We start from the raw sequence: 14,129 nt of genomic DNA on the forward strand, positions 1-14,129 counted from the left end.
ATATTTAAAGGCTTTCCCAATCTAAAGAAGTCTAAGTTTTGGGGTAGTGGTCTATGGAGTAGGGGATATTATGTAGGAACTACTGGAACAGTATCGGCTGAAACAATACAAAGATATATACAAAATCAAAAGTTAGCATAATATCAATTAAAGGTGGCATCGAACCACCTTAAATTAAAGCCCTTTCATCCCCCAAGACAAGCAAGGGGGTTTTCGGGCTTTTTCTATAAATAAACTTTTTCCTTCAATGATTCATAGCTAATGCCTAATTATTTTAGATAATAGTTTGTATCCCTCCATTAAGATCAAAGGTATAAAAGCATATACTATTACATATATCCACTGGTTGCCAGTAAGTAATGTCAGTTCAAATACATCCCTTAAAAAAGGTACAAAAACTACTCCCAACATAAGCAATGATGAAATTAAAGTTGCTATTATTAGGTATTTATTGCTAAATATCCCTATTTTAATTATGGAATTATCATCAGACCTTACATTATAGCTATGAACAAGTTGAGAAAAACTCAATGTGATAAAGGCCATAGTCTCTCCTGTTATTACATCAGTTTTCAATCCCTTTAGAAAGGCAAGCATAGTTACTCCACCTATTATCAATCCTTCTACTAAAATTTTAATTCCAAGTCCATCGGCAAATATACCTTTTTGTGCATCCCTAGGTTCTCTATCCATAATATTAGGTTCTGGATTATCTACTCCCAATGCTAAAGCAGGAAAACTATCGGTAACTAGATTTACCCATAATAGATGTATAGGCATAAGGGGAGTAGGTAAATTCATTATTAATGCTGTAAACAATGCTATAATCTCACCTGTATTACAGGATAATAAAAAGCGTATAGATTTTTTTATATTGTCAAATATATTTCTACCCTCTTCTACTGCTGACACTATAGTAGCAAAATTATCATCTGTCAACACCATATCCGATGCTTCTTTGGATACATCTGTACCTGTAATACCCATGGCACACCCTATATTAGCCCGTTTAAGGGCAGGAGCATCATTGACTCCATCTCCTGTCATAGCTACAATCTTATTGTTACTCTGCCATGCCTTCACTATCCTAACCTTATGCTCTGGTGATACCCTAGCATATACTGAATACTTCTCAACATTTTTTATTAATTCTTCATCGTACATTTTTTCTAATTCCCTGCCCTCAATGGCATCATATCCTTCTTCTATTATTCCCAATTCCTGTGCTATAGTAGTAGCTGTAATCTTATAATCCCCAGTTATCATGACAGGTCGTATCCCTGCATTTTTACATTTTTCAACTGCAGCCTTTACCTCCTCCCTTGGGGGATCAATCATTCCCGCAAGTGCTACAAATATCAAATCTATTTCCATATTTTCAGAATCAACATTCTGGGGTATAGTATCAATATCTTTATATGCCAATGCTAATACCCTCAATGCATTGGATGCCATATCTTCATTTTCTTTTATTACCTTATCTTTCATATCTTCATTTAACTCAAGTATTTCTCCATCTAATAAAATCCTATTGCACCTCTCCAGTAATATATCTGGAGCACCCTTAGTAAATACCTTATAACCCTGTTCCCATTTATGTATGGTAGTCATCATTTTTCTATCAGAATCAAAGGGTATTTCATTGACTCTTGCTAATTTAGATTCTTCTTCCCTTTTAAATATACCCTTCTCCAATCCCAATGCTACTAATGCAACCTCTGTGGGATCTCCTATAGTTTTCTTCTCACCATCATCTTCCTCAATAGAAGAATCATTACATAATACGCCTATCTTTATAGCTAAATTCTCATCTTGGCTATTTAGATCTATTTTATCAATATCTAAAGTCTTTTCAGAAATATATAGTCTTTTTACAGTCATCTTATTTTGAGTAAGGGTTCCTGTCTTGTCAGAACATATAACCGATGCAGTACCCAATGTCTCTACCGCTGGCAATTTTCTTATTATGGCATTTTTCTTTATCATCCTTTGAACTCCTAGAGATAATACTATGGTAACTATAGCGGGTAATCCTTCTGGTATAGCTGCCACAGCTAAAGATACAGCAAGCATAAACATATCAAATATAGGTCTACCCTGTAGATATCCCATCAAAAATATTATTCCGCATATTCCCAATGCAATTATGCCTAACCATTTTCCCAATTGTTCTAGTTTTTGTTGTAATGGAGTCTTAATATCTTCTTGGCTCTTTAACATATTTGCTATTTTACCTATTTCTGTATCCATTCCTATGCCAGTAGTTACAAACTTCCCCCTTCCATTGGTAACCATACTAGTGGAAAATATCATATTCTTTCTATCTCCTAAAGGTACTTCACTCCCTGTTAAAATAGAGGTATCTTTATTGACAGGTACAGATTCCCCTGTCAATGCTGATTCTTCAATCATTAGATTTACAGACTCTATCAATCTGCCATCAGCAGGTACATAGTCTCCAGCTTCAATTATAACTATATCTCCAGGAACGATACTGTCAGATTTCACCTCTATAATCTTACCCTCTCTTAATACCTTGGCATTTGGAGTTGACATACTCTTGAGTGCCCTCAAAGACTGCTCTGCTCTATTTTCTTGAACAACTCCGATAACTGCATTTAAAATTACTATTATAAATATGAGTACCGTATCTGTTATTTCGCCTAACATCCCCGATACTATGGCTGCAATTAAAAGAATGACAATCATAAAATCTTTAAATTGATTAATGAACATCTTAAACAATGTATTGCCCTTTTCCTCTTTGATTTCATTAGCACCATATTCCTGTTTCAATTCATCTACCTGTTTATTAGTAAGGCCTTTATCCCGACTTACATCAAATGTTTTAAGGATACTATCAATCTCTTTGCTATACCAATTATTGTCTGCCACATTAGCACCTCATTTCGATAATATTAATATAATTTAGTATAACCACTATTAATATAATATCCTTAAAGAATAATAATAACTCTTTTTATATAAAAAAAGTTAGTAGCTCAATGATGAAATCCATAGGATTTCGACCATCAACTACTAACTATTAACTACTAACTACTAACTAAATTATATCCTACTGTATAACTTCGTATCCTTTGTTAGCCCATCCTGAAGGTGCATTAGCATCCATTCCCATACCTCCATTTAGAGATACAGCATCATATCCTAACATCCTAAGTCCTGCAACTGTTTGTCCTGCTGTCTGTCCTGTGTAACAATATACTACTATTGTTTTATCCATTGGTAATGTACTAAATTCCGTTTCCATTCCTGCACCCCAAGGTATATTTATAGCTCCAGGAATATGTCCATTTGCATAGTCTTTTTCACTTCTTATTGATAATATTTCTATAGTATTATCTTCTGCATTTACCAATTCATTTAGACTATCTTCAGATATCTTATAATTTTTGAACATAGTATCTTTAACACCGTCTAATCCTTCAAAATATGATACTATTGCTTCCTTAACATCTGGGTCTATTTCTAGAGGCTCAACTTCTGCAAAATCATTAGCAGTAGTCTCTGTAACCTCATCAACGCCTTCAACCTTTGATATACCAAGGTTCCAACCTAAATTAACTGATCTCGCATCAAATCCTGCCATATTAAGCAATGCAACTGTCTGTCCTGCTGTCTGTCCTGTGTAACAATATACCATTATAGGCTTGTCCTTAGGTAGTTTATCTAAACTATCGCTAACTGCAGTTCCCCATGGAGCATTTACAGCACCTTTTATATGTCCCTCTCCATATACATCGGGTTGTCTAATATCTAAAACAAACATATCTTCTCCAGCTTTAACCTTATCAACAAATTCACTTTGGTTTATCTTATAAATATGATCAGGCATATTGGCAAAATAGCTATTTACTGCATCAACAATAGCTGGGGATACAGTAATTTCTGCTTCTTCTGGTGTTTCCTGTGGTGTCTCTTGTGGCGCTTCTTGTGGCGCCTCATTAGAACTTGTGTCATCGCTTTCTGTAGCTCCACCACAACCTACCAAACTAACAGCTAACATAAGAGCTATAAGCAGTGATAATAATTTTGTACTCTTCCTCATTTTTATTTCCTCCCCTAAAAATATATGTTATTTTTTTCACATTTTAATTATACCAGATACTATTATAAATTTATTAAAAGAAATACTTATGCTGTATCGGAAAAATAAATATGATTAATTGTCGATTATCATTAGCTCTCCTTTGTCTATGCGGTCAATAAGATATTGAACCTTGTTTTTTATAATATCCCTTGCTTTCCTAAAATCTTCTATGGAACCACCAGAAGGATCTTCAATTCCCCAATCTTCCATATGACTATTGGGTACAAATGGACATACCACATTGCAACCCATAGTTATTAATATATCTAATTCATCAGGAATATCTGAAAGTAGTTTTGGTCTATGTCCTTTCATATCTACTCCTGCTTCTTCCATTACTTCTATTGCTAAGGGTTTAACCTCAGGATACTCTTCTGTACCTGCTGAATAAGATTCAAAAATATCTATCCCCAGTTTTTTTGCCCATCCCTCTGCCATTTGACTTCTACATGAATTATGAACACACACAAATGCAATTTTATACTTCATTTCTACCTCCTTTCACAATATATAAGTATTTTCTAATATATTTATATAATACCCTGTGTCTTTTATTTTTGCAAATAAAAATATCAATATATAAAGTTAAATAAATATCACTGTTTTCTACATTAATATTCCATTTGAAATTATATTGATTCAAAAAGGTAAAAAATACAAAATATTATTTTGCTATTGAAATATGAAATAAATCCTGTATAATTAGGTGTATATAATTAAAAAAGCATAAAAAAATCTTAATATAGGAGGGTGTATAATGTATAAAATTAAGCGAATATCTTTACTTTTGTTTGTTATTATTATATCAATGGCAATGGTAGCATGTGGTTCTCCAAATGAAACTACCAGTGGAGAAAATGGAGTAAATGGTAGTTTTGTTGGGGAAGCCGAAGGACATAACGGTAAAATAAAATTGAATGTAACAGTTGAAAACAGTGAAATCTCAAAAATTGATATAGTTGAAAATAGTGAGTCTGAATTTACAAAAGAGGTGTTTGATAAACTATTTAAATCAATTATTTCAAAAAATTCTACTGAAATAGATACAGTTTCAGGTGCAACTGTAACGAGTGAAGCTGTTGTAATAGCTGTTAATGATGCTATCGAAAAAGCTGGAATTACATTGACCCCAAAGAAAGTATCAGAAAAAGATGCTGAAGTTAAAGATGTATCTACTGATATTGTAGTAATAGGTGGCGGTGGTGCTGGACTTACAGCTGCAATTGAAGCAAAGGAAAATGATGCTGATGTTATTCTTGTAGAAAAAAACGCCTTTGTTGGTGGTAATACAAACCTTGCTACAGGTGGATTAAATGCAGCTGAAACAAAATACCAATCTGAAAATGGTATTGAAGATAGTGCTGAATTATTCTTTGAAGACACCATGAAGGGTGGAAAAAATAAAAACAATCCTGAATTAGTAAAAATACTAACTGAAAAATCTGCCGAAACAGTGGACTGGCTAACAGAAAAAGGTGTTGACTTAACAGATGTCGGAGTAGCTGGCGGGGCAAGTGTTGAAAGAATCCATAGACCTACGGGAGGAGCAGCCATAGGGGCCCATTTAGTAGAAACATTAGAAAAGAAAGCTAAAGAGTTAGGTGTTGATATTAGAGTATCTACAAAGGCAATAGAAATTTTAAATGATGAAGGAAAGGCTACAGGTATTAAAGTAGAAGATGAAAATGGAAATCCATACAATATAAATGCAAAGGCAGTTATTATAGCCACAGGTGGTTTTGGAGCAGACCAAGAAAAAGTTGTGGAGTTCAAGCCTGAACTAAAAGGATTTGGAACTACAAATGCACCAGTTGCAACTGGTGATGCGCTAAATCTAGTAAAAAGTTTTAATGCAGAATTAGTTGATATAAATGAGATTCAAACACATCCAACTGTAGTACCTGAAAAAAATAAAATGATTACAGAAGCCGTTAGAGGAAATGGCGCTATTCTAATCAATAGAGATGCAAAGAGATTTATTGACGAATTAGAAACAAGGGATGTTGTTTCTGCTGCCGAATTGGAACAAGAAGGGCAAACTGCATTTTTAATATTTGACCAAAATGTAAGGGAAAGTTTAAAGGCAATTGAAGGATACCACAAAGCAGGACTATTAATAGAGGCCGATTCCGTTGAAGAATTAGGTAAAGCAATTGATATAAATGGTACAGAATTAAAAAATACAATTGACACATATAACAGTTATGTAAATAATGGAAAAGATAAGGACTTCAATAGGGAAAATATGAAAACAGAGTTAAATAAAGCTCCTTTCTATGCTGTTGAAGTTGGACCTGCTGTACATCATACAATGGGTGGACTAAAAATCAACACAGAAGCACAAGTAATAAGCAAATCTGGTGAAATAATTGAAGGATTATTTGCAGCTGGTGAGGTTACTGGTGGTATACACGGGGCTAATAGACTAGGAGGAAATGCATTATCAGATATTACAACCTTTGGTAGAATTGCAGGTAAAAACGCTGCATCATTGGTAAAATAGTATATTAAATAAAAAACTGACTTAAATATTTAGATCAAACTAATGTCAAAAGTATAAAAAATAGTTAGTAGTTCGTAGCTAGTAATTATTAGTTGATGGTGGAAATCCTATGGATTTCATCATTAAACTACTTAACTACTAACTATAACTACTAACTTATTTTTTATAGGTTTTTATTGAATTATTTCAACAATTGATAAATATCTCTATATACCTTCATAAAATCACTATCAAAATAGTTTCTTTCTTTTCCCAATGGATTATCTATTATTTTCCTTATGCTGTTTGGAGCATATCCCATAACTATAATCTTGGTGGATATATATATGGCCTCCATTATATCATGGGTTACAAAAATAAAGGACTTTCCTGTGTCTTTCCATATATCTATTATAATATCCTGTAATTCCCTTCTCAATTGGGCATCTAAACTCCCAAAGGGTTCATCCATTAGAACTATATCTGATTTTACAGATAATGCCCTGGCTATTGCTACCCTTTGCTTCATTCCACCTGATAATTGATGGGGATATAGATTTTCTTTTCCATTAAGCCCTACCATCTGCAAATATTTTTCAACAGTATTTATTCTATCCTCTCTATCTGTGCCTATATTATTTATTTCAAGGGGCAAGAGTATATTGTCTAATATACTCTTCCAAGGAAACAGTTGATTAAAATCCTGAAATACAATAGGCATTGATATGCTAGGTTTAGATACTTCTTCTCCTATATATATAACTTTTCCATAATCAGGAATGCTAAATCCAGATATAATCTCTAAGAGTGTAGATTTACCACATCCCGAAGGACCCAATACAGATACAAATTCTCCCTTCTCAATATCTATATCTATATCTTTCAATACTTGTATATCTTTATTATCTACCTTAAAGGATTTATGTATATCTTTCAGCTCTAACAATTTTTTCATATAGTAATTCCCCATTTTTTTCTAGTGACATCCTCTATTTTTCTTATTATGAAATATTCTACTAATACACCTATTGCTACTATTACTACTATCCCTGAAAATATGCCTGCCGTATCAAAAAAGGTTCTCTTTTTTAGTATATACCAACCTATACCTCCTGATCCTCCTACAGCACCAAATATCATCTCTGCACTTATGAGGGCCCTCCATGCTCTAGCCCATCCTATCTTTATCCCTCCTATAAAATATGGAAATGATGCCGGTATAAATACATGTTTTATCCTATTGTATCTATTTATATTGTAATTTTTTGCAATTTTTATATATATCTCGGGAATAGATTTAAATCCTGTAGTTATATTTATAACCATAGGCCATAGTACAGAATGTACTATTATAAATATGATGGCACTTTTCCCTATCCCTATCCACAATATAATAAGGGGCAATAAGGCCACCCCAGGTAATGGATGTGCTATAGTTATTATTATATCTAATAGGGTCTCACATATAGTATATTTTATAGATAATATGGAAAGTATCACTGCAAATACTAAACTTATTATCATCCCCTCTATGATTAATCCTATGGAAAATATGGTCATATCGATGATTTCTCCACTTACTATATTGATATAAAGGGACTCCAATATCTTCCATATTGAAGGAAATATCAGCGGTGATACCATATCCATCTTCCATATTAATTGCCATATAACTATAATCAATACAATCCACAAAACTCCATACGCCCTCTTATTACTCTTCATAATATTCTCTTTCCCACATCACATCATCTATATTGTCTATAGTCTTATTAATATACCCTTGCTTATTCATGAAATCACTGAAATCCTTTAGACCCTTAACCTTAGTGTGATATTTCATACCACCATTGGTTAAATACTCCAATGCCTCTTTTTCTGGAATATCAAATGCTAATGCTATAATCTCAGCAGATTCTTCTGGATTTTCATTTATATATTTTATAGATTCTTCCAAAGACTCAATAAATTGTTGATACAACTCCCTTTTATTATTATAAAAATCCTCAGTAGTAGCCCCAACTATAAATGAAAAATCTTCTCCCATTATGTCCTTGGCAGATAATATACTGTGCATATCCTTTTCTTTCAACTCCTTGTATACATATGGTGGAGTAGTAAAATGAGCAGTTATATCCTGTCTTCCCATCAAGGCATTCATTCCATCAGGATGAGACATCATCACCAATTGATTATCAAATTTATGAGGATCACCTAATTCCTTTTCACTGGCCATAGACAACAATATATGTTGAATACTTCCAGGTTGTGGTAATGCTATCCTATCAGTACTAGTTAAATCTCCTATGTTTTTGATATCTTCATTATAGGTTATTAATTCCACTGGAGACGATGATAATCCACATGCTATTTTCCAATCCATACCCTTGTCCCATCCTATTAAAAACGGAGGTATAGCCATGAACCCTATATCTATTTTATCTGCTATCATACCTTCCCTTATGGCAGCAGTATTTATGACTTTAGCCCATTCTATCTTCGCATCGGGAATATTGTCTTTCAATATATCTTTCTCTTTCATTATAAGTATAGGTGCATATGCCAATCCATATTGCTCTGCTATTACTATAGTATTATCTTCACTTTTAGGAGGCTTTTCACTACACCCAGCTAATGAAAATATCATAGTGCTCATCAAAACCAATAGTAAAATTCCTGCTATTTTTCTGTTCATTTACATAGATCTCCTTCCATTCTAATTAAAATTGCATTCTTTAAATTTTAATACCAAATTTTGACCCTTTTCATCATATATCTTTAAGTTTTCAAATGCCCTATCTATATTGTTATTTATATTCTCTTTATCTTCTCCTAAAATTATCATATATCCTGCCCGTTGAGTAGCATTCTCTATTGAATTTATAATATCTCCTGGTTTGAAATTACATCCTGCATCTATGACCCCTGATACATCCATGAGTTTATCTATACTAGTTATATCCTTTATCTTTCCTGGCAATGCAAAAAATAATTGCACCGCTCCATATCTATCATTATTTTCTATATCATAATTATCCAGTGCAGTATAGTCTACATTCTTTCCCAAAGAATAATCTATAACCATTTCCAATACATCTATACCTGTAATCCTAGGTATTAATTTATCCTCATATGCCCCTCCTAATCTACAAGCTATTTCATTTACTTTTATGCCTTCTTTTCCAATGAGCATTTGAAAATAAATGGGACCATTTTTTATACTGAATGCTCTAACCAATTTTTCAGTAATTTCTTTTATCTGATGATAATACCCTTTTAAATGTTTAGATGGAAAGTGATGTGCGATACATACCCCTATATGGACATCATCATTATAAGTTACTCTATCTGTGACCAATATAATTTTGGTTTTACCATCTTTTACCCATCCACTTACTGTTATTTCATCATTTTCGTAATACTCTTCTACTATAATTTTATCTTCTCTAGAATATGACAGCGTATCCCTTATATTGTCCCTTATACCATTAATAGAATGAATTTTGTATATCCCCCGTTGCCCTTGACTATCTAAAGGCTTCATAACTACTGGAAAATTCAATCCTTGTAAATCATTTTCACAGAAATTTTCTTCTAATAATCTATATTTTGTAGTGGGAATATCATTTTCAACAAAAATCTTTTTCATTATTTTTTTATTAGTTACGGCCTTAGCAGTATCTACATCTAAAAAAGATGGTATCTTAACAGCTTCAGCAACCCTAGCCACTGTATATATGGGCTGATCAGTGCCTACAGTCATTATACCATCTATATCATATTTCTTTGCTACTTCTATATTTCCTTTGGCATCAAAGGTACTTACTAATTCACCAAAATCACTATATTCTTTCCCCACTGCATCATCATAGTAGTCAGATACTATAACTTCTACACCTTTGCTTTTGGCCTTCAATATAGAATTGATTTGACAACTTCCTCCACCAAGTATTAAAAGTCTCATAAATATTTCTCCTCTATAATATATTGCTCTCCTTTTTTGATAAATAGTCTTGTTACAAATGAATTGGAATAATATATATATAGCTTTAAAAATAATTTCATTAACTTAAAGAAATTATAATTAGATTTCCCATATTTTCTTAAGCTATGTACAACTATCACATTTGTTATACTTTTAGTATATTTGAGCATAGACGCAGATATATAAACAAATTTCCCTTGATATCTGTTTATTTTATTTACTATACCTCGCCTTATTGCTCTAAAACTACTTATCCTGAAATCTTTTGGCTTGCCCAATACATATCTAAATAGATACTCCGTAAACTTAGACCCAATGTTTCTATAAAATCTATGTTGCTTTATATGAGGAATTCCATATACTACATCATATCCCTTATTAATTTCATCTAATAACTTTGGAATCTCCTCAGGCAAATGTTGTAAATCATCATCCATAGTTATTACAATATCACCAATAGAATGTCTAAAGCCACATAATATAGCATTCTGTTGTCCTGCGTTCTCTTTTAATTTAATTCCCTTTACATTAATATTTTTTTTTGCTATTTCTTTTATATATTCAAAGCTTTTATCATCACTACAATCATCTACAAAGATTATTTCAATATCATAGTGCTGTTTTAAAAAGACCTTATCTATTCTATAATATAATTCTTTTATGGAATTTTCTCCATTGTATACTGGAATTACTATAGAAATCTTACTTCTTTCCATAACTAAAACCTCTCTAATATATCTACAGCATTTTCTATCACATATAGACATTCTTCTTCTGACATAGATGTATACATGGGTAGTCTTACAAGGGTTCTTCCCACATGACTGGTTTTAGGCAAATCTTTTTCCCTATATCCCAATTTCATACCCATCTCAGACATATGTAACGGCACATAATGGGTATAAACTGATATGCCCCTTTCTCCCATAATCTTAATAAACTTTTCTTTTTTATATTCATCATCAAATACCATATAAAACAAATGATAATTAGATTGCCAATTATCAGGCTCATCACTTATAGATAATAGTATACCCTTATTTATATAATCATTGAAGGCATTATTATATAAATTATGTATTTTTTTTCTATTAATTCGAATATGTTCTACCGATTCTATTTGTGCATAAAGTACTGCCATAAGAATGTCTGAGGGTGCATAGCTAGAACCCTCTCCAACCCATGAATATTTGTCTACTTTTCCATTTATAAATTTTGTTCTATTAGTACCTTTTTGATGTATTATATGTGCTCTTTCTATCATTTCAGGGTTAGATCCATTTATAATTAATCCTCCCCCTTCACCACTTACATAATTTTTTGTTCCATGAAAACTATAACATCCAAAATCACCCAAAGTACCTAAAGGTTTATCTTTATATTTAGAAAAAAAACCTTGAGCTGCATCTTCTATAGTCCATATGTCTTCTCCCTGTAACATATTAGATAATGCATCCATATCACATCCTGTACCACCATAATGGGTTGGAATTACTGCCTTAGTCTTTCTTGTAATTTTATTAAAGACATCTTCCATATCCATATTTATATCCTTTACTTTTATTTCAGCAAAAACTGGTGTACCTCCTCTTAATATTATTGCATTTGCAGTGGACGGAAATGTAAAAGAAGGAAGTATTACTTCGTCTCCTCTTTTTATATCTGCCAACATAACTGCCATCTCAATGGCATGGGTACATGATGTGGTCATAAATATATTTTCCACATTTAATATGTATCTTAGAATCTTCTTAACTTTTTTTGTATAAACCCCATCTCCTGAAACATGTCCTGTATTTAAAACATTTTCTATATACTCTAACTCTTTTCCAGTAAAATAAGTCTTATTAAATGGTATCTCCATTTTTTATCACCATCGATAATTAATATTTTTATTAAACATCAACATTATAAATCTTAGTAGATAATTTTACAAGGATATTAAAAATAGTTAGTAGCTATTAGTCTAATGATAAAATTTCCACCATTAGCTACGAACTACTAACTATCTTCATGCCTTAGTCATTATCTTGATTATTCTTAACAAATTGAAATCTAACTTTAAAATTCTGTATTATTTTAAAATATTTTACTAAAAGGTATTCTATTATATATAAAAATGATTTACAATATAGTTAAGAAAACATTTTCAAAGGAGAGTTATTAATATGAAAACTGTAGACTGTATGGGTGATATATGCCCAGTACCAATCATTAAAACTAAACAAGCTATTAAAACCATGAACTCTGGAGACAAAATAATGGTTATTAGTGATCATAGTTGTTCTGTGGAGTCCATAAAAGACCTATTTAAAAATAAAAACTATATACTAAATATAGAAGAAGTAATAAATGGTGTTTGGGAGATAACAATAAAAAAAGATTAACAAAAACTTTTAGGCCCAAACTCTTTGAAGTACTCTACAAAATCAATAACTGATTGAGTTTTAAATTCATCCTTTTTAGTTATCAGATATATTTCATAGTGCATTTTTACTTCTTTAATCTTTACTAATTTTAATTGTTTTTTATAAATTTCTTGTTTTACTGAACTATATGGAAGAAATGATATGCCATACCCTTTAAATACAGAAGATTTAACAGCCTCTATAGAATCAAAATTAAATACTACATTTAAATTCTTTATATCATGACCTGCTTTCTTAAAAATTTCTTCCAATTGATTTTTTATTTTTAATTTATTGTCTAGCATTATTATGGGGTGTTTAAATAATTCATCTATGGTAATAGATTTTTCTATATTATATTTTGGATCAGCAACTAATGCTATCCTCTCAATTCCCATCTTATAATTAGACAATATATTATTATCAGGTTTCTTTATCACAAAACCTAAATCACAAATATCGTTACTTACATCCTCTATAATATTGTCAGAATAATTGGTTATAAGTTCATAATTATAATTGGGATATTTTTGTTTCAATCTAAACAGGCTACAAGGTAGTGAATAAGTTGCTATGGGATATGAGCCCTCTACTATAATCTTTTCTTCAGTGCTCAAATTATCAAGTTCCTCTAGCATCTTTTTATATGTTCTGATTAAATTTTCTGCATATCTAAATACTACTTCACCTTGTTTAGTCAATTCTACTCCCTTATTACTTCTTATGAATAATTCATAACCTAAACTATTTTCTAATTTTTGGATCTGCTGGCTTAATGCAGACTGAGATATATGAGACTCATTAGCTACCTTTGAAATGCTCTTTGCAAGACATACTTTATAAAAAAATTCAAAGGATTGTATATGCATATTAATCACCTGCTTTTTTATAATTTGTGTTAAGTCTTTTTATTATATTATTACTTATTTGTTGTAAAAATAACAAATAAGAATAGTTATATTTAAATCCATTATAGCATATACCCCCAACATCTCCTATTCAATCATAGATTTGACATATTACGCATAATATCTTCAATAAGTCTCATTTTATACATTATCTTAATATAATATATTCCATATTTTTTCAAATAATAAAGCTATTAATTTTAATGTTATAATTAATTAAGATTATTAATTAATA

13 protein-coding genes are annotated in these 14,129 nt (G+C 31.4%); 3 read left to right on the plus strand and 10 right to left on the minus strand.

Features of this window, described 5'->3' with window-relative positions; all coding sequences use genetic code 11:
* The gene (locus tag Q326_RS17010; RefSeq protein ID WP_284071430.1) at positions 1-141 is read left to right on the plus strand and encodes a transposase; all 141 of its coding nucleotides are present in this window, start codon (positions 1-3) and stop codon (positions 139-141) included.
* A 117-nt stretch (positions 142-258) separates the two neighbouring features.
* Here the strand turns inward: Q326_RS17010 and Q326_RS17015 are convergent, their stop codons facing one another.
* From Q326_RS17015 to Q326_RS0108425, 3 genes are all read right to left on the minus strand, one after another.
* A complete protein-coding gene (locus Q326_RS17015) occupies positions 259-2,895 on the minus strand; it encodes a calcium-translocating P-type ATPase, SERCA-type (protein WP_034601648.1) in 2,637 nt (878 codons plus the stop codon).
* 181 nt (positions 2,896-3,076) lie between these two features.
* Positions 3,077-4,069, minus strand: a complete 993-nt coding sequence (locus Q326_RS0108420) for a rhodanese-like domain-containing protein (protein ID WP_026894982.1) — start codon at positions 4,067-4,069, stop codon at positions 3,077-3,079.
* Between the two features lie 114 nt (positions 4,070-4,183).
* Entirely contained in the window at positions 4,184-4,600 is a 417-nt protein-coding gene (locus Q326_RS0108425; RefSeq protein WP_026894983.1) for an arsenate reductase ArsC, read from the minus strand.
* Between the two features lie 268 nt (positions 4,601-4,868).
* Here Q326_RS0108425 and Q326_RS0108430 point away from each other — a divergent pair, with 268 nt between their 5' ends.
* Positions 4,869-6,614: a flavocytochrome c gene (locus tag Q326_RS0108430; protein WP_026894984.1), complete on the plus strand. Its 1,746-nt coding sequence runs from the start codon at positions 4,869-4,871 to the stop codon at positions 6,612-6,614.
* 181 nt (positions 6,615-6,795) lie between these two features.
* Here Q326_RS0108430 and Q326_RS0108435 read toward each other — a convergent pair whose 3' ends face one another.
* The 6 genes from Q326_RS0108435 to rffA are packed head-to-tail and all read right to left on the minus strand — an operon-like array spanning position 6,796 to position 12,442.
* Complete coding sequence (locus Q326_RS0108435) at positions 6,796-7,548, minus strand: ABC transporter ATP-binding protein (protein WP_084489584.1); 753 nt, start codon at positions 7,546-7,548, stop codon at positions 6,796-6,798.
* On the minus strand, positions 7,545-8,318 hold the full coding sequence (locus tag Q326_RS0108440) for an ABC transporter permease (protein WP_026894986.1): 774 nt from the start codon (positions 8,316-8,318) through the stop codon (positions 7,545-7,547). The genes Q326_RS0108435 and Q326_RS0108440 overlap by 4 nt, the downstream gene beginning before the upstream one ends.
* Positions 8,308-9,288 carry an ABC transporter substrate-binding protein gene (locus Q326_RS0108445; RefSeq protein WP_026894987.1) on the minus strand — a complete coding sequence of 327 codons (981 nt, stop codon included), beginning with the start codon at positions 9,286-9,288 and terminating at the stop codon, positions 8,308-8,310. Before Q326_RS0108445 ends, Q326_RS0108440 begins: the two co-directional genes overlap by 11 nt.
* 21 nt (positions 9,289-9,309) lie before the next feature.
* On the minus strand, positions 9,310-10,557 hold the full coding sequence (locus Q326_RS0108450) for an ATP-grasp domain-containing protein (RefSeq protein ID WP_026894988.1): 1,248 nt from the start codon (positions 10,555-10,557) through the stop codon (positions 9,310-9,312).
* Positions 10,554-11,294 carry a glycosyltransferase family 2 protein gene (locus Q326_RS0108455; protein ID WP_026894989.1) on the minus strand — a complete coding sequence of 247 codons (741 nt, stop codon included), beginning with the start codon at positions 11,292-11,294 and terminating at the stop codon, positions 10,554-10,556. Before Q326_RS0108455 ends, Q326_RS0108450 begins: the two co-directional genes overlap by 4 nt.
* Before the next feature lie 2 nt (positions 11,295-11,296).
* On the minus strand, positions 11,297-12,442 hold the full coding sequence (rffA, locus tag Q326_RS0108460; protein WP_026894990.1) for a dTDP-4-amino-4,6-dideoxygalactose transaminase: 1,146 nt from the start codon (positions 12,440-12,442) through the stop codon (positions 11,297-11,299).
* Positions 12,443-12,746: 304 nt separating this feature from the next.
* On the opposite strand from rffA, the gene Q326_RS0108465 reads away from it, so the two are divergent.
* A complete protein-coding gene (locus Q326_RS0108465) occupies positions 12,747-12,965 on the plus strand; it encodes a sulfurtransferase TusA family protein (RefSeq protein ID WP_026894991.1) in 219 nt (72 codons plus the stop codon).
* On the opposite strand, the gene Q326_RS0108470 is transcribed toward Q326_RS0108465, so the two are convergent.
* Positions 12,962-13,855, minus strand: a complete 894-nt coding sequence (locus tag Q326_RS0108470; protein WP_026894992.1) for a LysR family transcriptional regulator — start codon at positions 13,853-13,855, stop codon at positions 12,962-12,964. The two genes, Q326_RS0108465 and Q326_RS0108470, sit on opposite strands and share 4 nt — an antisense overlap.
* Positions 13,856-14,129 lie beyond the last annotated feature (274 nt).

The organism is Clostridiisalibacter paucivorans DSM 22131 (assembly GCF_000620125.1).
Taxonomy (GTDB): domain Bacteria; phylum Bacillota; class Clostridia; order Tissierellales; family Clostridiisalibacteraceae; genus Clostridiisalibacter; species Clostridiisalibacter paucivorans.